Origin of the sequence: Paraperibacillus marinus (assembly GCF_046237605.1) — a bacterium.
Classification (GTDB): domain Bacteria; phylum Bacillota; class Bacilli; order Bacillales; family DSM-1321; genus Paraperibacillus; species Paraperibacillus marinus.
The window spans coordinates 3,846,630-3,868,299 of record NZ_CP143542.1; the positions used below are offsets into that span (position 1 = coordinate 3,846,630).

Annotated in this window: 22 protein-coding genes; 5 read left to right on the plus strand and 17 right to left on the minus strand. The window is 42.2% G+C overall.

What is annotated here, in order from left to right; translation table 11 throughout:
- Positions 1-165 precede the first annotated feature (165 nt).
- From V1498_RS19490 to V1498_RS19505, 4 genes are all read left to right on the plus strand, one after another.
- Positions 166-1,011, plus strand: a complete 846-nt coding sequence (locus V1498_RS19490) for an ABC transporter ATP-binding protein (RefSeq protein ID WP_409295589.1) — start codon at positions 166-168, stop codon at positions 1,009-1,011.
- Positions 962-1,888, plus strand: coding sequence for an iron-hydroxamate ABC transporter substrate-binding protein (locus tag V1498_RS19495; protein ID WP_409295591.1), 927 nt, complete (start codon positions 962-964; stop codon positions 1,886-1,888). Before V1498_RS19490 ends, V1498_RS19495 begins: the two co-directional genes overlap by 50 nt.
- Before the next feature lie 64 nt (positions 1,889-1,952).
- Positions 1,953-2,966 (plus strand): FecCD family ABC transporter permease, encoded by a 1,014-nt coding sequence (locus tag V1498_RS19500; RefSeq protein WP_409295593.1) that lies wholly within the window; start codon positions 1,953-1,955, stop codon positions 2,964-2,966.
- The gene (locus V1498_RS19505) at positions 2,963-3,979 is read left to right on the plus strand and encodes a FecCD family ABC transporter permease (RefSeq protein ID WP_409295594.1); all 1,017 of its coding nucleotides are present in this window, start codon (positions 2,963-2,965) and stop codon (positions 3,977-3,979) included. Before V1498_RS19500 ends, V1498_RS19505 begins: the two co-directional genes overlap by 4 nt.
- A gap of 213 nt (positions 3,980-4,192) precedes the next feature.
- Here the strand turns inward: V1498_RS19505 and V1498_RS19510 are convergent, their stop codons facing one another.
- From V1498_RS19510 to V1498_RS19525, 4 genes are all read right to left on the minus strand, one after another.
- Complete coding sequence (locus tag V1498_RS19510; RefSeq protein ID WP_409295596.1) at positions 4,193-5,047, minus strand: phosphotransferase family protein; 855 nt, start codon at positions 5,045-5,047, stop codon at positions 4,193-4,195.
- A 308-nt stretch (positions 5,048-5,355) separates the two neighbouring features.
- Positions 5,356-5,736 (minus strand): DUF4440 domain-containing protein, encoded by a 381-nt coding sequence (locus tag V1498_RS19515; protein WP_409295597.1) that lies wholly within the window; start codon positions 5,734-5,736, stop codon positions 5,356-5,358.
- A gap of 262 nt (positions 5,737-5,998) precedes the next feature.
- Positions 5,999-6,688, minus strand: a complete 690-nt coding sequence (locus V1498_RS19520; protein WP_409295599.1) for a class I SAM-dependent methyltransferase — start codon at positions 6,686-6,688, stop codon at positions 5,999-6,001.
- A 691-nt stretch (positions 6,689-7,379) separates the two neighbouring features.
- Complete coding sequence (locus V1498_RS19525; protein WP_409295600.1) at positions 7,380-8,255, minus strand: SDR family oxidoreductase; 876 nt, start codon at positions 8,253-8,255, stop codon at positions 7,380-7,382.
- Positions 8,256-8,430: 175 nt separating this feature from the next.
- Here V1498_RS19525 and V1498_RS19530 point away from each other — a divergent pair, with 175 nt between their 5' ends.
- Entirely contained in the window at positions 8,431-8,868 is a 438-nt protein-coding gene (locus tag V1498_RS19530) for an Rrf2 family transcriptional regulator (RefSeq protein ID WP_403152724.1), read from the plus strand.
- Positions 8,869-9,325: 457 nt separating this feature from the next.
- Here V1498_RS19530 and V1498_RS19535 read toward each other — a convergent pair whose 3' ends face one another.
- The 13 genes from V1498_RS19535 to V1498_RS19595 form a co-directional block, all read right to left on the minus strand.
- Positions 9,326-10,225: an aldo/keto reductase gene (locus tag V1498_RS19535; RefSeq protein ID WP_409295603.1), complete on the minus strand. Its 900-nt coding sequence runs from the start codon at positions 10,223-10,225 to the stop codon at positions 9,326-9,328.
- A gap of 173 nt (positions 10,226-10,398) precedes the next feature.
- Positions 10,399-11,115: an SDR family oxidoreductase gene (locus tag V1498_RS19540; protein ID WP_409295605.1), complete on the minus strand. Its 717-nt coding sequence runs from the start codon at positions 11,113-11,115 to the stop codon at positions 10,399-10,401.
- Between the two features lie 93 nt (positions 11,116-11,208).
- Positions 11,209-11,721, minus strand: coding sequence for a type 1 glutamine amidotransferase domain-containing protein (locus V1498_RS19545; protein WP_409295607.1), 513 nt, complete (start codon positions 11,719-11,721; stop codon positions 11,209-11,211).
- Between the two features lie 144 nt (positions 11,722-11,865).
- Positions 11,866-12,165 (minus strand): iron-sulfur cluster assembly accessory protein, encoded by a 300-nt coding sequence (locus tag V1498_RS19550; RefSeq protein WP_409295609.1) that lies wholly within the window; start codon positions 12,163-12,165, stop codon positions 11,866-11,868.
- A 124-nt stretch (positions 12,166-12,289) separates the two neighbouring features.
- Positions 12,290-13,312, minus strand: a complete 1,023-nt coding sequence (locus tag V1498_RS19555; RefSeq protein ID WP_409295611.1) for an LLM class flavin-dependent oxidoreductase — start codon at positions 13,310-13,312, stop codon at positions 12,290-12,292.
- Positions 13,313-13,350: 38 nt separating this feature from the next.
- A complete protein-coding gene (locus tag V1498_RS19560; protein ID WP_409295612.1) occupies positions 13,351-14,316 on the minus strand; it encodes a TIGR03571 family LLM class oxidoreductase in 966 nt (321 codons plus the stop codon).
- Between the two features lie 11 nt (positions 14,317-14,327).
- Positions 14,328-14,579 (minus strand): ArsR/SmtB family transcription factor, encoded by a 252-nt coding sequence (locus V1498_RS19565; protein WP_409299377.1) that lies wholly within the window; start codon positions 14,577-14,579, stop codon positions 14,328-14,330.
- A 555-nt stretch (positions 14,580-15,134) separates the two neighbouring features.
- The gene (locus tag V1498_RS19570; RefSeq protein ID WP_409295614.1) at positions 15,135-15,299 is read right to left on the minus strand and encodes a hypothetical protein; all 165 of its coding nucleotides are present in this window, start codon (positions 15,297-15,299) and stop codon (positions 15,135-15,137) included.
- Between the two features lie 18 nt (positions 15,300-15,317).
- Positions 15,318-16,307 (minus strand): SDR family oxidoreductase, encoded by a 990-nt coding sequence (locus tag V1498_RS19575; protein WP_409295616.1) that lies wholly within the window; start codon positions 16,305-16,307, stop codon positions 15,318-15,320.
- A gap of 434 nt (positions 16,308-16,741) precedes the next feature.
- A complete protein-coding gene (locus V1498_RS19580) occupies positions 16,742-17,815 on the minus strand; it encodes a Ger(x)C family spore germination C-terminal domain-containing protein (RefSeq protein ID WP_409295618.1) in 1,074 nt (357 codons plus the stop codon).
- On the minus strand, positions 17,812-18,936 hold the full coding sequence (locus V1498_RS19585) for a GerAB/ArcD/ProY family transporter (protein ID WP_409295619.1): 1,125 nt from the start codon (positions 18,934-18,936) through the stop codon (positions 17,812-17,814). Before V1498_RS19585 ends, V1498_RS19580 begins: the two co-directional genes overlap by 4 nt.
- On the minus strand, positions 18,937-20,424 hold the full coding sequence (locus V1498_RS19590; RefSeq protein WP_409295620.1) for a spore germination protein: 1,488 nt from the start codon (positions 20,422-20,424) through the stop codon (positions 18,937-18,939).
- A 317-nt stretch (positions 20,425-20,741) separates the two neighbouring features.
- A complete protein-coding gene (locus V1498_RS19595) occupies positions 20,742-21,398 on the minus strand; it encodes a Type 1 glutamine amidotransferase-like domain-containing protein (protein ID WP_409299379.1) in 657 nt (218 codons plus the stop codon).
- Positions 21,399-21,670: the final 272 nt, after the last annotated feature.

Below are 21,670 nucleotides of genomic sequence, written 5' to 3' on the forward strand. Positions count from 1 at the left end.
CGATTATCATTACCATTTATTTTTTTTTGGACATATCTTTGAGCTTTTTTCCTTCTTTTATTTAATTCAAAAAGTTGTTGACAGCCTGGAACCCAGGACCATATGATTAGTTGTGTATCATGAAAATGATAATCATTATCATATACCTCAAAAAGGAGGCGGCCAATGGTCCGTTTATATACAAAGCACTTACATATTGGCTATGATGATCGATCGATTGTGGAAAATTTGAGCGTGAAAATCCCTGACCAGAAAATCACAGCCATAATCGGCTCTAATGGCTGCGGCAAGTCCACTTTGTTGAAAGCGATTACGAGGATCCTCCCGCCCCAGGCAGGGACAGTTGTTCTGGACGGGAAAAATATCACGGATCTGCACACCAAGCTGATCGCCCAAAAAATGGCCATCCTGCCTCAAACACCGGAAAGTTCATCCGGCCTGACAGCAGGAGAACTGGTTTCCTATGGCCGCTTTCCCTATCAGCAGAGACTGGGACGATTGACCAAAAAAGATTACAGTGTCATAGAATGGGCACTTGAAGTCACCGGTACAAAGGAATTTAAATTCCGCTCCCTTGATGCCTTATCAGGCGGACAGCGCCAGCGGGTATGGATCGCCATGGCCCTGGCTCAGGAAACAGACATTATATTCCTGGATGAACCGACCACCTACCTGGATATGGCCCACCAGCTAGAGGTATTGGAGCTGCTTCAAAAACTGAATAAAGAACAGGGGCGCACCATTGTTATGGTCCTCCATGACCTCAACCATGCTGCCCGCTTTGCCGATTATTTAATTGCGCTTAAGGAGGGCCGGATCGTCAAGGCTGGAAATTGCGAGGAAGTCATGACACGTGATGTGTTAAGAGAAGTGTTCCAAATAGACGCTGAAATTGGCAGAGATCCCCGGACAAACAAGCCGATGTGTCTTACATATAATCTATTAAAAGGAGAATACCAAAATGAAAAAGATTGCACTACCGATTATATTGCTCTTGGTTCTACTAATTAGCGGCTGCGGTAATTCCGGCAATACTGAAAAAGCGAATGCCACGAAAGAAAAAAATAAGCCGAAGACGTTTACTTACAAATCCGAAAATGGGCCTGTAGAGGTTCCGGCCAATCCAAAACGTGTAGTATTGCTTTCCGGCTTCACTGGCAATGTGATCTCATTGGGCGTCGATGTAGCGGGAGTGGACGTGTGGTCCAAGAATAACCCCACTTTCAAAAACGAACTGGCAGATGCAGCAGAGGTGTCTGAGGAGAACCTGGAGAAGATCATTGAACTAAAACCTGATTTGATAATAGGACTTTCCACAGTCAAAAACCTTGATAAATTAAAAAAGATTGCTCCGACGGTCACTTATACCTGGGGTAAGCTGGATTATCTCTCCCAGCATGTTGAAATTGGGAAGCTATTAAACAAGGAAAAGGAAGCAAAGAAATGGGTGGAAGATTTTAAAGTCCGCTCCAAGGCTGCAGGCGAAGACATTCGTGCAAAAATCGGCGAAGACGCTACAGTTTCAGTTGTTGAAACATATGGCAAGGAGCTTTATGTATTCGGCAACAACTGGGCACGCGGAACAGAGATCCTATATCAGGCCATGAACTTGAAGATGCCTGATAAGGTCAAGGAAATGGCACTGAAATCCGGATACTATGCCATCTCGGCAGAAGTACTTCCACAGTATGCCGGAGATTATATGATCCTAAGCAAGTACTCTGATGCTGATACTTCATTCCAAAAAACACAGACCTATAAGAATATTCCGGCCGTCAAAAACAATCGTGTCTTTGAAATGGAAGGAAACGGTGCATCCTTCAGTGATCCAGTGACATTGGATAAACAATTGGAGTTCTTTAAAAAGTCCTTCCTGGATGCAGAGTAATAGAAGGCAAGAGAGGAATTCTCGTCAGCAGAATTCCTCTTCTTTTTAGAAGGAGATGATGAAAATGAAGTCGCATAATGATCCCCATCTTTTCCCTTTTGGTTACAAATTGGGGGCAGGGTTACTCCTATTCGCAGGTATGTTCTTTGCTGCCCTGACACTCGGTGCCGCCGATACAACAGTACGTGATGTCTGGCTCGCACTGACTACCAGTGCAAAAACAGATGCTGTGCTCATATTGCGGGAAATCCGTATTCCAAGAGAAGTTGGCGCAATGGTATCTGGGGCTGCTTTAGCTGTGGCCGGGGCCATCATGCAGGGCATGACGAGAAACCCGCTGGCTGATCCAGGCCTGTTGGGATTAACAGCCGGTGCCAATGCAGCGCTCGCCATTACCCTTGCCTTTATTCCTTCTGCGGACTTTATAGTGATCACCATTGCCAGTTTCATCGGAGCGGCCGCCGGCACAGCTTTTGTATTTGGCTTAGGTTCTTTAAACAGAGGGGGATTTTCTCCCCTGCGGATTGTGTTGGCAGGGGCGGCAGTTTCAGCCTTTTTATATGCTGTAGCGGAGGCCGTAAGCTATCTTTTTAAACTATCAAAAGACGTGACGATGTGGACCTCGGCAGGAACTGCCGGGACTTCCTGGAGCCAGCTCCAGATCATTGTCCCTGTCATAATGGGGGGCATTATCATATCTTTTATTCTGTCAAAACAGCTTACTGTATTGAGTCTCAGTGAGGAAACAGCCATTGGCCTCGGGCAGAACATACCAAAGATTAAAGCCGTCCTCTTTGCCGTCATCATTCTTTTAGCCGGTGCAGCTGTAGCGCTGGTGGGAAATCTGGCTTTTATCGGCTTGATGATTCCCCATATTGTCCGGGCAGTTGTCGGCATGGATTACCGCTATGTAATACCCATGAGTGCCATTTGCGGAGCCACTTTCATGCTGCTGGCCGATACATTGGGCCGGACGATTTATGCTCCCTATGAAGTGCCGGCGGCTGCCATTGTTGCGGCAATGGGACTGCCCTTTTTCCTTTTCATTGTTCGTAAAGGAGGCCGTGTTTTCTCATGATCCAGCCCGCTTTAATCAAGAAACAGCGCTGCCTGTTTTTCCTTTTTGCCATTCTTACACTCGTTACCTCTGTCATCAGCATGAGCTGGGGACCTTCCTCACTCACCTTTGACAGGCTGTTTCCTGTCCTTTTTGGCCACGGGACCTTTAGTGAGGAATTCGTGCTGTTCTCCCTCCGGCTGCCGCGTATTATCATTACTATCCTCGCCGGCATGGCGCTTGCCCTGTCCGGATGCATTTTGCAGGGAATCACCCGTAATGATTTAGCCGACCCCGGGATTATGGGCATTAATTCGGGTGCAGGCCTGGCGGTAGCCATCTTCTTCTTGTTTTTCCCGATTGAAGCAGGCTCGTTCATTTACATGCTTCCCCTGGCCGCCTTGATTGGTGCATTGCTTACCGCAGCATTAATCTATTTATTTTCACATGACAAACATAAAGGTTTGCAGCCAATCAGGCTTGTACTGGTCGGGATCGGGGTATCCCTTGCTCTTTCGGGAGCCATGATTGTCCTTATTTCGTCTGCTGAACGGGAAAAAGTAGACTTTATCGCTAAGTGGCTGGCGGGCAATATCTGGGGAGCTGATTGGCCATTTATATGGGCCCTTCTTCCATGGCTGGCCATTTTGATTCCTTTCACCCTTTATAAATCCTACCGGCTGGATCTCCTTTCTCTAAGCGAGATCTCAGCCATAGGCATCGGGGTTTCAATCAATCGGGAAAGAATCGTTTTATTAGTGACCGCTGTAGCCCTGGCTGCCTCTGCCGTGTCTGTAACCGGCGGCATATCGTTTGTTGGATTAATCGCTCCGCATATGGCCAAAGCGTTAGTGGGCCCAAGAAACAAGCTGTTTATTCCGATCGCGATACTGATTGGGGGCTGGTTCTTATTGTTTGCCGACAGTCTGGCCCGAAACCTGGTTGAACCCAACGGCATGCCAGTCGGTATAATGGCTGCCTTGATTGGCGCTCCCTACTTTATGTATCTACTATTCAGAAAGCAGCCAGGTTAAGGAATATAATTTATGACAGCACGATTTGCAGCAGTAACAATGGAGAACTTCTTTCGTGAAGTTCTCCATTGTTAAAAAATTTCTGTTCATACAAATCCATTCGGATTGTATAGGGAGTGATTTCCTTTATGCTGTTTTTTCCAGCACTTACAAACATGCAGATATTGCAGAAAGAGTACATTACTTGATCTTCCAATAGGATAGTGCCACAGTCTATATAAAATTTGCTCCTATGGTCCATGCCAGCCGCCTCACCCATTCCTCCTGAGCATCTTTTGGTGCTCCCTGCACCTTCTGCAGAACCTTCCAGACTTTATATACACCATATGCATTCAATTTTTCAGGTGATAATTCAATAGGGAGGTGTTTTTGATATTCTTGGAGGAAGATTGGATTTAATGTTCCTGCATGCTCCGGATAATGAAGCCTTGTAAACCAGCATACCCAGGCTATATCGGTCAGCGGGCTCGCCCACTCGGCCCATTCCCAGTCTAGTACAGTCAGCGTGCCGTCATCCCCATATAAGACATTGTGCATGCCGTAATCGCCATGTGTCAGCACCCAATCTTCTTTGCGATCGGTGATTTTTCCTACTAAATCTTTTGAGGTTTGTATAAGGTGATCAGGTACAAAATTCAAATGGAAATTCAATTGATGGAAATCACATTCTTTTATCCCATGAGGAGTGAAATCATACTTTATGGAATGGATACTTTCAGACAGTGATTTTCCCAAGCTTTTATACAACTCTTTCGTTCTCTCGATATCATTATTGTCTAAAAGGGACTGCCCGTTCATGCCTTCCCTATAGTCCATCACACTGATCTGGATGTCGTTCTCTTTTATATGATCATAGATTTTCGGAACCACACCTGTTTGTTCCATCAACCTCAGGCTAATTATTTCATTTTCCAGGCCGCGGCTGGAAGGTCTGGCAGCCTTTGCAACAAGGAGCGGCTGTGTTCCTTCTAATAAAAAGGTTTCATTTGTGTATCCGCCAGTCAGGCGAACCGGTTTGAAATTACCGTACCTATCGGCCAAATATTCTTTTACTGTTTTTTCTGTCAAAGTGGCACTTCCAATCTTAATATCTCGTCATGCTGCAGTTAATCGGCTAAAAAATAAGCCAATTATGGTAAAATTTTATTCTAAAAGGTCGCTGATTGGATCTCCACGACAAAAGGGAGGGAAATTAAATGAGTCTAGAGAAATATGATAAAATCCAAAAGCAAAGAAAAGTTCAAAATTTATATAGATTAAAACGACAAAAAATCAATTCAAATGATGATATAAAAGCAAGTCGAGTATGGGTAGTAATTTTGATCTTGTTCATATCAATTCTCGTATTAAACGTACTGTTTGATATGTAAATTCATTCAGTTTGAAATCTTGATGCAATTTTCTAATGGCCCGGCTGGTGTTCCTTGATGAAAGTGCATCTGCCAGCTGCCGCCGCTGTGTTTCCAAATGGAACTCCTGAGTGCATGCTTTCCATCATGATGCCTGTACGTCCTATATGTGGCCAGCACGATATCAGAGGCCAGCATGTCGAGCTTGAACTCCGTTACGGTAAATTTTATGACACCGCCGTCCGTTCTACCCGAGGCTTCCAGCTGGGCCTTTTTATCATATGTATTTCCAGAGCTTCCGAATTCCATGAATTCATCTGCCAGGAGCTCGTTTAATTCGTTATATTCGCAGGTCATCAGCCGCTTTTCCAGCTGGAGAATATGCTTCTCAAGTTCTGCATATTCCATGGAATTCCCCCTTACATAAAACCTTCTCTAATAGAGTTCTTCAAAGACATGGTGATAACCTTTATTGGAGGCGACACTACATAGACTGCATTCCTTCACCGCTAAATACGTTAATCATCACAAAAAAGACTCAGTCCGTTCCATATCCGTCACCAAATCAGGATTGACCCTCTTTATATTTTCGGCCCTTTTCGGACATTTACAAAGAGGGGGCTAAATGTATCTACACATGCTGCGCGTTATTTCTTCTCTCACCCTTCGCTCAATTTTTCTTGCCTACAACCATCCCGGTAGACAGCCATCTCCCTCCATCCTTCAGGATAATATCCTTTTCACCATCATAGTAAATCAGATTGTCCACCCACATTTGGTACCCATTTTCAAAATAACTGGCTTCGGTGATCTCCAGGCCGTTTTGATTAAACAAAGTGGAATTCCACTGAACTGTTTGTAACCACTTCCTATAACTCTTGTATATTTCAAAATGGGTAATATCCTCTGGTGCATGGTTGGTCCTGCACATTGGTTCCGCAATTCCAATATGAGCTTTGCGTTTTGCCACACGGATTAGTTCTCTCAGTGCCCGGGGACGCTCATCAGCTATCATAAAGAACGAACCAATGCTTAGAACTGCATCGAAGGAAGATTCTGCAAAAGGCAATGCCTGCGCTGCAGCATTCACAGCAAGAACTTGATTTCCGACACTTTCTTCATTTGCATGGAGGTGGATCGCGTTTAAATCTTCCCAGGGTTCTAATGTTACAACGGAAACTCCCCAATATTTCGCGAGGGCAGCCGCGATCTGCCCAGAACCGGCTCCGACCTCCAAAATGCGCATTCCTGGCTGCAGGTTCAAAGCTTGGACTAGAGGCAGAGCCATTTCAAAGGAACCAGGTCCTAGAGGCTGTGGCTGTTTAATAGTAAGAAATGGATTAAAGCCTGTATCAATCATATTAAAATTCCCCTCTTTCCGATTGCGGGTATGAAAAGAAGGCGCTATCTTTTCTGCCGATCATGTTCATTATTTAATACCCTTTATTTACCAATATAATACATTCCATAAGCAGAATAAAGAATGAGTTAGTAATCAAAAAAAAGACGTTAATCCTCATGGACCAACGCATCGTTATTTCTATATTTTTTTAACGATTAGCAAGTGCTAACCAGACTGTTTTTTATTCCTTGCTGCGCCCAGAATAATCAAGCCAGCAAACATTACTATCCCAATTGTATCTATGAGCGTATTTGACAGAGCAGGGATAGTAAGGAATGCCGTTACGCCTAGGATAACCTTCAGCCGGACGATTAGGATAATCACAATAAGCCATACGGCAAGCTGGCTGGCCGGACTCCCGATTTTCCCTTTACGCCTGATCTCTGGAAAGACTTAATGGAATGGCAGATGCGATCTGCATGGATACCCTTTTGATAAGTAATGGTTCTTTTAAAAAAGCTTAGAGAGGCTTAGTATGCCGCAACTATCTGATAAACAGGGTTTTTCCAAATGTACCAAAACGATATACATGAAAGGCGTATGCCTGGTGTCATCATTGGGGTATATAAAGAAGAACCCTCACGTTTTGAAAAAATAATGAACCAAAAACTGGCCATTTCTATTTAGGAAAGGCATGTTGAATTTTGTTTTATTTATTTGGTCTGGAAATTTCTTTAACCATTTCAGTCAATGCCTCTTTGACCGGAGTAGCTGGACGTCCAAGAATCTTTTCGAAATCATTGCTTTCAATTTCCAAAGAACCGTTCCGAATGCTTTCCTGAATACCGACTAGAAGCGGGAGGATGAAGTCAGGGAGACCTGCATCTTTCATGATAGCCGCATAGGCAGTGTCATTTACCTGCTGCACATTGATATCTTTACCCAGGACATTGCCTAGTTCGGACACAAGTTCTTCCTGGGTCAATAACTTCCCTGACAGTTCGTAGATTGTGTTTTCGTGGCCCTTACCGGAAAGAACTGCAGCAGCAGCTTCTGCATAATCACGCTGCGTTGCCCATCCTACCTTGCCATTACCTGCTGAGGTAACCCATGGTGCCCCAGCCATGACAGCCTGGATGGTTGGAATTTCATTCTCTAGGTACCAGTTATTGCGAAGGAATGAATAAGGGATACCCGTTTTCTTGATGGCTGCTTCCGTAGCAATATGGGGCGGAGCCATTAGATTAGTGCTTTCAGGAGCATTAGCTATACTTGTATATGCAATAAATTTAACACCCGAGCGTTCCGCTGCAGCAACCGCATTTATATGCTGGCGGATTCTTGTTTCATTGTCACCGTCAGCTGAAATGATTAACAAGCGGTCGATTCCGGCAAATGCTGTATCCAATGTTTCCGGGCTGTCAAAATCACCTTGCCGGACGTCTACTCCGCGGGCTTTTAATTCTGCAGCTTTTTCAGTGTTGCGGACACTGACAGCCACTTGCTCAACTGGTACAGTGTTTAATAAGGTATCAACGATTTTTGTTCCAAGTTTTCCAGTGGCGCCTGTAACTAACAATTTCATAAAATATCCCTCCTGGATTCGTTTTAAAATTGTAACTGATTTAATTACCTGTAATCATTATAATTACAAGTTTGCGTCAAGTCAACTATAGAACTTTTTGTCCTTTGTTATTCTTCATGGTTTTAAGGTATAATAAACCTGTAATCGAATTAATTACAAACGGAAGGGATGCTTTATGTCCATCAGCAGTCGATTTTCTGTAGGAATTCATATATTGTCGTTGATTGAGTTTAATAAAGAAGGGATTAGCTCTTCCGATTTTCTCGCTTCAAGCGTCAACACGAACCCCGCTGTAATCAGGAAACTTATGGGGATGTTAAAGAAAGCAGGATTGGTCGAAGTGCATCCAGGAATCGCAGGAGCCAAACTTGCCAAGAAAATGTCGGAAATTACACTCCTTGACGTATACAAGGCTGTTAATGTTGTACAAGATAATGAGTTGTTTGGAATGCATGAAAATCCTAACCCCGACTGTCCGGTGGGAAGGCACATCCAAAACACAATTGAGCCGATATTTTCAGCTGCACAGTTAGCAATGGAGAAGGTATTGGGTAACGTGATGCTCGAGGATGTTGTTAAGGATATTGGTAAAAAATCAAATATCGACTGTTAATATAAAGGGCATTCATATAGAATGTCTTTTCATTTTTTCCGGCGTTTAAAGAATTAAATAATAGGGCTGGAGGGGTGACTAACCCCCGGCCTCTCATACATCATGTGCTCTCGCATTTTGTCCTTTTCCTTATTAGTAAAAGCGATTGGAAAAAGATATACTGTATTTTGAACCTTTATCCTATGACCGCCTGCTTTACAAGCAGGCAGGATGGCTGAAAAAACTGTCGATAATAAGTACCTTTTGTCCATGTGAATACGGTCCAACACCTGAATCACCCCTTACTCAGTTATGGGTGGTTGAGGGAGGGCTCATGATTAAAAAGCAATTGGCTCCATGTGCCTGGTTTCCGCGGGCGAGCCGGGACCCTTCCCGGCGCCGCATCTGGAGTAAATCTTCCAATACCTCTGTTGACATACAGATTCAATCGCTTCTCTCTCGTCTATTCTCTAAAATTCTATAAAATGTCCAAAGGCATTTTTCTAGTCGGTTGAGGAAATACTTCATTAAGTCTATTTAAATCCTCTTCTGTAAATTCAATAGTAGCGGCTTCCGCATTTGCTAGTACATGTTCTTCTTGAACAGCTTTTGGAATAGCCAGACAATTGTTAGTACGGATTGTCCAGGCAAGAGCGATTTGTAAAGGTTGTACAGCGTATTTATCTGCAATCTGTAAAATGGTTGGATCTGTTAACAGCTGTCTTCTTAGAGAACCTCCTTGAGCTAGCGGGCTATATGCCATAATAGGCATGTGATGTTCTCGCTGCCATGGCAAGAGATCATACTCTATACCCCTTGAACCAAGATGATATAATACTTGATTAGTCATACAGTTTTTCCCATTAGTGGTGTCCCATAACTCTTTCATATCATCGGTATCAAAATTGGAGACTCCCCACCTTACTATTTTCCCTTCCTTGCGCAGCTTTTCCATTCCTTCAACGGTTTCTGCTAATGGCACACGTCCCCGCCAGTGTAAAAGGTACAAATCAAGATGATTGGTTCCCAGCCTTTTTAGACTGTTTTCACACGCTTTGGCAATCATATCTAATCCTGCATGATGAGGATATACCTTTGATACTAAAAAGACGTCATCTCTACGTCCTTTAATTGCTTCCCCTACTAAACGTTCAGAATCACCATCACCATACATTTCAGCCGTATCTATTAGTTTCATGCCTAACTCTATTCCGAGTTGTAAAGCTTTGATTTCCCTTTCTCTCATTTGAGGATTTTCTCCCATGTACCAAGTTCCTTGTCCTATTCTTGGCAGAGAAGTTCCATCAGGCAATGTAACTACTCTACTTTCAAGGGAATTTCTTATTTTTGTTAATTTATTTTCGTCCTGTACACTCATTAATAATCACTTCCTGTTGTATCTTTTTTTTGCACCTTATAACAAAAAAGGCGGCAATACTCTTTTACAGTATTGCCACCGGTAAATTACTTTAATTCTTATTTTATTTCTTTTTTAGTCAGAACCGCTGCCTGGCAGGGTGATAAGCTTCCGTTCAAGATCTATTCAGGCCCTTATACTAAGTGGGCTCCACCATCAATCAGAACAGCCGTACCAGTAGTAAAACCACTTTTTGCAAGGTATACATAGGTTTCAGCTATGTCTTCCGGCTTTGCAATCCGTCCAACAGGAAGCTGTTGTGCAATGCCGTTGAACAGTGCCTGCCTCTGATCATCTGGCATTCCAGCATAGATTGGAGTGTCTACAATTCCAGGTGAAACCACATTTACCCTAATAGGGGCCAGGTCCACGGAAAGTCCTCGAACCAATCCATCAATGGCTGAATTGATTGCCGCGAGCGTAGTAGCTCCTTCGGGAGGACGAACGCCATATACACCAGAGGTTAAGGTAATTGAGCTCTCATTGTTTAAATATGGAAGTGCTGAACGGGCGGCAATATATTGCCCCCAGAACTTACTATCAAACGCCTCTTTAGCACTTGCCACAGGCAATTCGCTAAAATGTCCCATTGCTCCTTCTCCCGCTGTTACCACAAGATGGTCAAATTTTCCAACCTTGCTGAAAAATTCTGCTACTTTTTCTTCGCTTCGAAAATCGATTTCATGTCCTTCTACATTACCGCCAAGAACTTGTTTTGCTTCATTTAATTTGGAAACAGAACGGCTGGCAATGATCACTTGAGCTGATTGATCGAGAAACGCTTTGGCAGTTGCTAAACCAATACCAGAAGTACCCCCTAAAACAACTACTCGTTTACCATTTAATGACATAGTAAAACCCCTCTCTTATTAAAACCCTTTTTTGTATTGAAATTCTATGGGAAATATTAATTTCTAAAACGATATTATTGACTACTTACGCTATTATTCAGCTAATAATTTTAAGGATTCACGATTAAAGGCAGGAATGTCATCCGGAAAACGGCTTGTTACAATATTATTGCTTACCACAACTTCTTCATCTTTGTAGTTAGCACCTGCATTTTTGAGATCGTTCCTTATTGATTTGAAACCTGTTATGTCGACACCTTTTAATAAGTCTGTATCAATTAATACTTGTGGGCCATGGCAAATGGCAAACACAGGTTTATCTTCTTGTATAAATGCTTTTGCGAATTCACCGAAACGATCGTCTTCACGTAATAAATCGGGAGAGAAGCCGCCAGGGATGAATAAGGCATCAAAGTCTTGAGGATTAACTTCCCCAATTCCTTTATCTATTTTCACTGCTTCACCTTTTTTACCAGCAATATCTTTTCCAGCCTGGATGTCGATTGTGATCACTTGATGACCAGCATCTTTAAATGCTTGTGCTGGTTCTGTGAATTCTACGTCTTCAAATAAGTCTGTTATTAGTGTAGCGATTTTTTTGCTCATTATGAAAGCCTCCTTATAATTGTAAAAGCATCATTGGTATTATTCTCATTTAACACAATAAATACAAGTAATCTACTGTGTGTAGTATATGTTACTGCTAGATATATGAGGTATAAAAACGCTTAGTATCGCTCTGTCACGTGTTTAATGATGGTGATGCCCTTTGGAAGAATTCGTGATCTCAAATCCTGCTTGCGGCACATAGAAGTACTTAATCCAAACCCCATCTAAAAACGGTTCCCTTTTATCAAGTAAAACATCAATGCCTTTGTCTGTTTTCACAATTTCATCATGGTCCGTGGGCGTATCAAGTTTTACTTCATAATGGGCATGGTCCCCATGGTCCAATGTAACGTAGACACGAACCATTTTCCCTTCAGCCTCTTCACTTTCCAGCATTTGTTTCAGCACTTTAGCAGCATTTCGGTTAATTTTGCAGTTCATATCATTATCTCCTATCATTTTAAGTAAGGAATCTGTATACAACCTCATAGCCTGATTACACGGTTTCATCCATATTCAATGCCTTGGAAGAATCAAAAAAGCATCATTGCTGATGTCTTCCTTTTTACCTTTCGCGTTTTGTAATTTCTGCCAGAAGCTTGTATGAGTGCAGGCGATCTTTGTGGTCGTAAACCTGGGCAATGGCCATGATTTCATCTGCCCGGCTCTCCTCCAAAAATGTATCCAGCTTGTCCTTTACCGTCTGCTGGCTGCCAACAATCGATGAGCCTAATTGCTGCTCGAGAGCCTTTAATTGGTAGCTGCCGGCCACTTCTGATATGTCATCTACCGGTGGTTGAAGCGGTGTAAGGCTGCCACTCATCAGATTCAAAAATTGCTGCTGTATTGTTGTAAAAAGGCGCTTTGCCTCTTTATCCGTTTCTGCTGTAATGATATTCAATGCCACCATCGCATACGGCTTATCGAGAACATTTGAAGGCTTGAACGCATTGCGATAGATATTTAGTGCACCCAGAGTGTTAAGTGGCGAGAAATGGGAGGCAAACGCGAATGGCAAACCCAGTTCTCCGGCCAGCTGTGCACTGAAGCCGCTTGAACCCAGGAGCCAGATTGGAATATTCAAACCCTCACCTGGAATCGCTTTTATAGGGTTGCCTTGTGCCAGGGATGGATCAAAGTAACCTCTGAGTTCCGCTAATTGCTCAGGAAAGTCATCTCCGGTACTTCCCAAGTCACGTCTCAATGCACGAGCGGTCCCCTGATCTGTACCGGGTGCCCGCCCCAGACCAAGGTCAATTCGCCCGGGATATAATGATTCAAGAGTGCCAAACTGCTCAGCGATGACGAGCGGTGCGTGATTGGGCAGCATGATTCCTCCTGAACCAATCCGGATTTTTGATGTACCGGCTGCCACATGGGACATCACCACAGAAGTGGCGGAACTGGCTATAAACGGCATATTATGATGTTCTGCGAGCCAAAAACGATTGTAACCCAGTGTTTCAGCAAGCTGTGCGAGTTCCAATGTATGGCGGAAAGAGTCAGCAGGAGTACTTCCGGCTGTTATCGGTGAAAGATCAAGGACCGAGAATGGAATGTTTTTTAGTTTATTTTCATGTTTAGACATAAGTTCATCTTCTATCCTTTTCTAATTTTTTTTCAAAACTAATCTAATACTGGAATTTCATGAGTCGGAAAGTAAGGCAGCACAAACTCTCCAAGCTCCTGGATGACTTCCACGGGAGGGCGCTTTGAAAAATACAATACAAATGCTAGGTGATTGACACCAATGGATTGAAATTGATATAGAATTTCTAATAACTGCTTGCGCCCTACACGAAATCCTAACGGAATCGGAACAGGAAACGAATCGGGATTTTCCGATAAATCGATAAATAAAGTCTGAGTGAAAGGTTTAAACACTCCTGGGGCGTGAATTTCCGACAACTCGCGGTACTCGTTAATCAATTGAGTTTGTTGTGGGATAATCCTCGGGTACTGGATCCAGCCATCCCCATTCTGGGCGATCCATTCCATCGATTGATTGCTGAATCCTGTCACCATGGTCGGAATCGAAGAAAAAGGTTTGGGGATCATTCTCATATCCGCTCCATCGATGATGCCTAAATCGCTGTTGATTGTCGGATTGTCTTCCTTTAACAGCCGTTCAAGGAAGGCATAATTCTTATTAAACAGCATTCCACTTTCGAGCTTGGATATTCCCAAAGCTGTGAAATCTTTATCCCGGTCTCCAGCAGCCACTCCCATGATCAGACGTTCGGGAAATAACCGGTCAATAGATGATGCTTCCTTTGCCACTCGGACAGGATGGCGCAGCGGCAGGACCACACTCGCCGTCCCAAGTGCAATATCCTTGGTATGGGCCGCAAGATAGGTCAAATAAATCCATACATCATACGCTTGACCATTATCATCAATATTCAAATTCTGAATCGTAACGTCCCTAAGCCACAATGCCGCGAAACCATGGTCTTCAATTTTGCGGGCAAGCGACAGCTGATTTTCCATAATTGGATATTTGGACATCCTTGCCGTCGGAATCGAGAAACCAAGCGTCATTTTATCCTGTTGGTACAACCTGTTAAATGCTCGATGCTGTAATAAACTCACTTCAATTCTCCTTAAATTTTTGTACCAATGTATTTTTCGAACTTTTTAATCGTCTCCTCATTACGGCGATAATACGTCCATTGTCCGATTCGCTTCATTTCAACCAGTCCGCTTTGCAGCAGAATCGATAAATACTGTGAAGTAGTGGATTGCGAAATCCCGGCCTTGCTTCGGATATCCCCTACGCAAACTCCGCCTTCAAATCCTTCATCAGCAATAATATGGGCTTGCGGTGAAAAATGACTGTAGGGATCTTTTAACATTTGAAGAATGCTCACCCTCGTCTGGTTCGACAATGCCTTGAAAATCTCAACGGCTTGTTCATCATTTAAGCGTTCAAATTCCTGCTTCAATGTCATTTGCCTCTTTCTATATCGATTATCACTATCCCAATGGAAGCTGAATAGATGATATGAAAGCATCACACCAAATCGGAAATTAGCGATATACATATTATTAGCCATCTGGTCTGTCGAAATCAAAAGATTTGTTTCGAAGAAGATATGGCGAAAAGTTCCCCCGTAAAAAAGACGCCAAAAAAACCTGCATATAACAGGTTTTTCCGACGGTTCCCCCACGCCATCTTTGAACTTATACCATTATTTTCAGCTTAAACACTTCTCTTGATACAAGGTCTGCAATATGTTCCTGTTTTCCTTATAATGAGCAGACTGAATAGGATGTTCCAGTGCTTTCTCATCCTTCCACACTTCATATCAAACAAAAGTTTGGCTTCAGATTGGTGAAAGTCATACTTTTACATTGAGACTTGCATTTTTTTATTACTTCCAAAGAATGCAAGTCTCAAGTGTAACTTTTTAGATTATTGGATAATTCAGCTCGTAACTTGGGTAGCAATAGTATGGTGGTCTAAGTGCAATTTTAGACATTGGCCAGGAATCCTCTATATAGTCCATCTTTACTCTTTCATTTGATTGGTTTACCAGCAATAGCTTTACTTCTGGATTAAATTCATATCTCAAAATGGCAACCTCCTTCCATTAGGAATGTGTGGATTCTCCCCCATCAACATGAAGAACTTGCCCAGTAACAAAACGAGAATCATCAGAAGCAAGATAGACGAAGGTTGGTGCGAGTTCAAATGGATGGGCAACTCGTTCCATTGGATTAAATGCTCCATATACAGCAACTTGGTCTGACGAAAAACTTGCTGAAATAAGCGGGGTCCAAATTCGGCCGGGGGCGATGGCATTGACACGGATCCCTTGTTTCACGACATTTTTAGCCAAGGCACGTGTCCAGCCAACTATTGCGCCCTTTGTGGCCGTATAATCAATCATTTGCTGCTCACCTACATACGTCACCACTGAAGTTGTACCAATGATTGAGCTGCCCGGTTTAAGATGAGGAAGCGCTGCTCTTGTTGTGTAAAAATGAGAGTAAATATTAACTTTGAAGGTGTCATCGAATTGCTCATCTGTAATGTCAAGCAGACTTAGCTGCTGGAATTGGATACCAACGTGGTTACAAAGAATATCGAGACGTCCAAACGCATTTACTGTTTGTTCTACAATGGAGATACACTGTTGTTTTTCCCGCAAGTCACCAGGCATTAGAATACAACGTTGTCCGAGTTGTTCAATCCTTGTTTTTGTTCTGTTTGCATCCTCATGTTCATCTAAATATGAAATAGCAACATCTGCGCCTTCTTTAGCAAACGCAATTGCTGCTGCTGCACCAATACCACTGTCACCCCCTGTAATAAGGGCTGCTTTTCCTGATAACTTTCCACTCCCTTGGTAGTTCGGATTTTCAATAATTGGAAGGGGTACCATTAGTTTTTCCACTCCAGGATGGCGCAGCTGGCGCTGTTCAGGTAAGTTCATCGGGATTTCCTGGTAGCGAGTGATTTTCCCATAATTAGGGTACATGGGATAAGGTTGAGTTTTCATGTTCGCATTAAACATTTGCTGCATTTGCTTTATTTGGTCTAATTGACGACTTTGATCCTTTTGATCCTTTTGATCCATGGAAACCTCCTATAGAATAATTTTCTTCTTTAGGATGTTTATGTTGTTCAATCCAAATATAGTAAAGAATATATAAGGAATTGTTTACTTCCAACACAGAAGCGTATTCTTCCCCAAAAAAGACACCTTTTTTCTTTATTGGACTGGCCTTAGGCGCCACCAGATCGTTAGTTGTTTATTTTGTCCTAAAGTAAATACGACTCCTCTTTAAAGGATTTTCACCCCCTTAGCCCTGAACCCGTTGATATCAATCATTTAAAGACCTCGGTACTTCCTGCTTCATACGATTTTTTGACTCAGCTTATACTTGTGAGGAATTTTATAATACTGCAGGTATCCGCAATAGCTTGTTAGTCCCTCCATCGACAGCACAATGATTGTCAAGGTATAAAAAAACAGGCTGCGAAATGTATCGCAGCTGCTTGTATTCTATATTATATGGATAAAGGTTCAAGTTCGAAGTAACAGTCAACTTTTATCTTTGCACTCTCCCAGAACTTTTTCCAGTCTTCTTCTGACATGGGCTTTGAAGCGGGTGACATTGTCTGTCCGCCTATTTCAAGGGGATCCACTTTCAAATCCTGCATTTTTTTCAGCAGTGAAACGGTCCCCTCTTCCATATAGCGCTCGAGCTCGTCTACTAATTCGTAAATGCTGGCCTGCCTGTCCAGGTCTTTAGTGCCCCGGTATTCATCGATTCTGCCTGTATAATGAATCTTAAATGAAACGGTATGATCATTTAGATTTACATGTGTCATAACACGTGAACGGACTTCTCCAAGAGAGACGTCCAAGGGTGTAATGACCATGTTCTTAAGAAAGTGATCATTGTTAAGAAGCTGAAAAAATTGGTCTTGATTCTTATCAGTACCACCTTTTAGCTTTCCATTTTCAAAAAATCCGGTGCCCTCATAGTTAAAATTTTCTTTATTCACCTTAAATACCGGAATATACGGATCTGAATAAGGAGAATACACTTTTTCCATAAACTCATGAATATTTGTAACCGTAATTTCTCCCTGCTGCCCCTTTTCGTAGTGCTTAAACATTCTGTATAGATAGTAATCCAGATCTTTTTGCTGCTTCGTGCGATTTTTTATAAATGCTTCAAAGTTACCTTTGAATACTACTAGAAAAAGCCGCGGAGATACTTCTGGATCGATTAGCAGCGTGTCCATCAATGATACAATTCCATTTCTGGCGACCTTTTCATCAATAAACAGCATACGGAGCTGCCCGAACTTTATTTCCCGGTAGTATTTTAAATTAAAGCTCCTTCTTCCCTGATCCAGCAGTGTGACATTCGTGGAAAAGAATTGTTTATCTTCCTTCATGACTGGAGGAACCAATGTAGAGACTTTTAATTTCTCTTTTTCTCCTCCCGCTTCAACGGACAAGAAGGTCACAGGCGCGATTTCTTCGACTGTGTTGTCATTTGCAAAAGGAGAACAACCAGTTAAAAGACACATACTGCTTACTAAAAGCATAAATGAAGTGAATGCCCTCATAGACTGGAACGCCTCCCCTTTATTTTAGTGGCAGCCAGGAGGAGGGATGGAATTAGTAAATAAGTAAAGGCACCAGACCATAATTGTACGTTTGCCCAGCCATTCAGCTCTTTTCCTTCTCTCCAATAGAACAGCTGAATGAAAAACACACCTGTCAGGACGAGTAAGCACACAGCGTAAAAACCTTTACGTGTAGTTTTCTTATCCTGAGTTCCTGCAGAAATGCGTATGGCACCATATAAACAGAGCAGCAGAACGGATATAAAGAAAACATAGTGAAACATTTGCAGGGAAATCATGATAATTTCCACTCTCTCAAAAACAGGAGACTGAAGGTACCTGATCATATTATCGACCGGAAAACCTATTTTCCCCAGGTAAGTGGATCCGAAAAAGAACAGACATGCCATGAAAAGGAGCAGATACTCTAAAATAGAAACCGCATTTGCAATCGATAAGTATCTCAGCATCTTTTGCTTTGAATTTATCCAAGGCAGCAGCAGTATTAAGTACTCCGGTCCTGATAAAGAGGACCAGATCATTAATATGCCTTTCCAAGGTTTATGAGACCAATCGGTAGGGATCAACGGATATAGATCATGAAGCTCAGCTGCAGGAGGAAAGAAATACGGAATATAGAGCAGGATGATCCAAAAGGTACAGAGGAAAGCAATAATCCCAAAGCGCAGTGTTTTTTCCATTCCCTGGCTGGCAATATAGGTGCTTAGCAGGATAATAAATACGATTATCCAGGGCCGCTGCATAGCAGGAAAAATAAATTGGTGGACGATTTCAGCATACCCCAGTATAATCAAACTCATTTTTATAAAAATGATCGCAATCCCGGCAATGGCTATTATACGAAGCATCCTCCCCCCTAAAAGATCAGCGAATCCATGATACCCCTGCTGCGTATATTTAGAAGACAGACACTTAGATAAAATAAAGAGATTAATTTGAGAAAGGATTCCAAATGCCAGTATCCCTAATAATGAATACGGCATCTCTAAAAACTTTGGCAGAAATAGTATAAAATAGAGCATTTGCGAAAGGTGGACGAAAGCAATAATATATCCCTTGCCTAGCTGAGCAGTCTTATCAAATAATATAAAATCCCCCATCTAGTGATCATCTCCCCGGTTATATCTCCATTTAAAGAGAGGGTGTACATGTTCCGGGCGCTTTTTCATCCATGGAATAGGAGCCCGAATGAAGAAATCCATCCAATCACTCCAATAGAGGGGCGCAACCGGAGCAAAATATGGCTGTTTTAAGCTTGTAAGTCCATTAAGGTGTGCGATCATATAAACCATACCAAACACAATTCCCGGTATCCCCAGTAACGATGCTAAAATTAAAAATGCAAATTGAATGAGTGTGTTGGTCTTACTTAACAGATAATTTGGAACTAAAAAAGACGCAATCGCAGCTACACCCACTAAAACAATTAACACCTTGCTTACAAACCCTGCTTCCACTGCTGCCTGGCCAATCACAATACCACCGATTGTACCCAGAGACGTGCTTGTTTTTGATGGCATCCTCAAACTGGCTTCTTTAATAATTTCCAGAATCAGAAGCATGAGCAGCGCTTCCCAGAAGGGACTAAATGGCAGTTTACTCCTGGATTCTAATAAAACAAACAGAATCTGCAAAGGAATAACCTGATAGTGATGGGTGGTTAACGCAACATACATAGGAATTAATGTAATAGACGCCAAGTAGCTTACATACCGAAGGCATCGCAGGAAACTGGCAACCAGCCATTTGTGGATATAGTCCTCTGGTGATTGAAAGAGATGAAAAAAAGTGATTGGAGCAACTAACGCAAACGGTGTATTTGCCACAAGAATGACAATTTTTCCAAGTCCAAGAGAATAGGCGCATTGATCCGGACGATCTGTCTGCTGAAACTGCGGAAAAACCGAATGAATATGATCCTCCATAAACGCTGCCAGATTCGACTGTTCAATCACCATATCAAAATTTATTTTGGAAATTTTTTTACGGGCGATATCAACAATTTCTGGATTGGCAATTCCCTCTACATACAGTAATACAATCTTCGCTTTAGTCAGGTACCCGGCAGAAAACTTCTCTGTTTTAAGCTCAGTCACCGGAAGCCTTCTTCGAAGCAACGTGATATTTTGGTCAATCTGTTCTGTGAAGCTGTCCTTAGAACCGTATAAAATGGTTTCTGCTTCCGATTGTTCAATGTTTCTTCCTAATGGATTTTCAAGTGGAACAGCCCACCAGCATCCCTTTCCGTCTTCAAGGAGCACGTGTCCCACCATTATCAGCTTCTGTGCTTCATCAAGGCTGGTCAAAGCTGCCGCTTTTACTGAGGCAATGCAGGTATGTATCATATCTTCAGAACAATTTTTTAACGGCTGAATGATGGATTCATTCAACCTTTCCAGGTCAATCAATGTTCGGATGTAAATAAGAGTTATATTCCGGTCTTTATTAATCCTGTGTTCCATCAATTCTCCATCATCCATATTGGAAATCAGGTCCTTGACAGCAGCTATAGACAGTTCTTTTTGAAATAGCTGGTTGCCGTCCTTGTTTTCATTGCGGACTTGTTTGCTTTTCTTTTTCCAAAACATATATCTTTTCACCCGAAATCCTTAATAAGTTCTGTTAAAACTCTCGTTCTTTCCACGATTATTATGCACATTCCGCCTTTTCTTATCCATTTCCAGGTCGAAAAGCCGCCCCTGCTAATGAGGAGACGGCCAGTGTCGATCATGTTATTTGTAAAGAATAAAATGCTGATTCAAAAGCTTTGTTATTGTTGTTTTTCCTCCACCAGATACAGCAGCTATAGCATTAACAAGTGGTTCCTGTCCTTTAACCATCGTTGCCTCTAATCCATGGTTATAAATATTATCTTCATATAGTCTATCTTGTTGGGACTCTTCCCTTATAGCGTTTCATCCAATTTCCGTATACTTGAACGAGAAATTAGAAAAACATTGCCCAACACATCAATTTTGCCTCCTTTAACACGTACAGCGCAATCTTTGTTCGACGCATATATATCTATTTCTTCCGATAAGGGAGAGAGTTCTTTTTGAACCATTGCCATATTATTTTCAAGATCAAAATGGGACAGGACGGAAAAATTGTCGAGACCTATTCCGTTATAGACAGAGTTCATTTCAACTTCATATCCAAAGTTTTTCGAGCATAACCATTTAGCGGACAAGTTGATAGCACCAGCGCTTGCTCCCATTACAACAGCGCTGCTTTTTTTAACCGAATCCGGTAAGTCATATTCCATTAAAAAAGCATTTTGTTTAATCGTATTTCCACCCAGCAGGAAAATGACTGAAGCATTTTGAATTTTTGTTTGGGCATCTTCCTTCTGTACACGATAATTAATTAAATGACATTCATCAAACATAATGCCAGCCTGATCAAGCCACGAGCGTTCAGCAGCCCCATCCTCTTCATAAATAGATGGATTCGAGCTAATCATCACCAGCGACTTTCTATCAGTTATATCCTTTTGTAAGAGACTGGCCAGCTTCTCTGGAAAAAAGTTGTTATACCAGCCTAAATAATAGTGAGCTTTCATAAGTACCCCCGCAGCAAAGTGTAAAAAACACATATTCCTTCCGACATCCGTTCGTGTAAGTTTCATGCCTCCCCCCATACTAAAAAAGTCCTTCGAGATCATTATCTCAAAGGACTCACCAGCATTCCAAAGGGTTTCGATAATTTTCCAATTAATCTTGAAAACTTACACTAAGATATCACTGTAATTTTGCACAAAAATCCGGAATGCAGTATTGTAAAGCAGTTTGAACTTATTCATTATGAATATAACCAGCATATACAAATATCAAT

Coding starts and splice junctions, on each gene's coding strand:
- V1498_RS19590 (WP_409295620.1), bottom strand. CDS start 20,424: ATGTTTTGGAAAAAGAAAAGCAAACAAGTCCGCAATGAAAACAAGGAC.
- V1498_RS19580 (WP_409295618.1), bottom strand. CDS start 17,815: ATGAGGGCATTCACTTCATTTATGCTTTTAGTAAGCAGTATGTGTCTT.
- V1498_RS19540 (WP_409295605.1), bottom strand. CDS start 11,115: ATGTCATTAAATGGTAAACGAGTAGTTGTTTTAGGGGGTACTTCTGGT.
- V1498_RS19575 (WP_409295616.1), bottom strand. CDS start 16,307: ATGGATCAAAAGGATCAAAAGGATCAAAGTCGTCAATTAGACCAAATA.
- V1498_RS19545 (WP_409295607.1), bottom strand. CDS start 11,721: ATGAGCAAAAAAATCGCTACACTAATAACAGACTTATTTGAAGACGTA.
- V1498_RS19550 (WP_409295609.1), bottom strand. CDS start 12,165: ATGAACTGCAAAATTAACCGAAATGCTGCTAAAGTGCTGAAACAAATG.
- V1498_RS19595 (WP_409299379.1), bottom strand. CDS start 21,398: ATGAAAGCTCACTATTATTTAGGCTGGTATAACAACTTTTTTCCAGAG.
- V1498_RS19500 (WP_409295593.1), top strand. CDS start 1,953: ATGAAGTCGCATAATGATCCCCATCTTTTCCCTTTTGGTTACAAATTG.
- V1498_RS19525 (WP_409295600.1), bottom strand. CDS start 8,255: ATGAAATTGTTAGTTACAGGCGCCACTGGAAAACTTGGAACAAAAATC.
- V1498_RS19515 (WP_409295597.1), bottom strand. CDS start 5,736: ATGGAATATGCAGAACTTGAGAAGCATATTCTCCAGCTGGAAAAGCGG.
- V1498_RS19565 (WP_409299377.1), bottom strand. CDS start 14,579: ATGTTAAAAGATCCCTACAGTCATTTTTCACCGCAAGCCCATATTATT.
- V1498_RS19585 (WP_409295619.1), bottom strand. CDS start 18,936: ATGGGGGATTTTATATTATTTGATAAGACTGCTCAGCTAGGCAAGGGA.
- V1498_RS19555 (WP_409295611.1), bottom strand. CDS start 13,312: ATGTCTAAACATGAAAATAAACTAAAAAACATTCCATTCTCGGTCCTT.
- V1498_RS19530 (WP_403152724.1), top strand. CDS start 8,431: ATGTCCATCAGCAGTCGATTTTCTGTAGGAATTCATATATTGTCGTTG.
- V1498_RS19520 (WP_409295599.1), bottom strand. CDS start 6,688: ATGATTGATACAGGCTTTAATCCATTTCTTACTATTAAACAGCCACAG.
- V1498_RS19495 (WP_409295591.1), top strand. CDS start 962: ATGAAAAAGATTGCACTACCGATTATATTGCTCTTGGTTCTACTAATT.
- V1498_RS19505 (WP_409295594.1), top strand. CDS start 2,963: ATGATCCAGCCCGCTTTAATCAAGAAACAGCGCTGCCTGTTTTTCCTT.
- V1498_RS19490 (WP_409295589.1), top strand. CDS start 166: ATGGTCCGTTTATATACAAAGCACTTACATATTGGCTATGATGATCGA.
- V1498_RS19535 (WP_409295603.1), bottom strand. CDS start 10,225: ATGAGTGTACAGGACGAAAATAAATTAACAAAAATAAGAAATTCCCTT.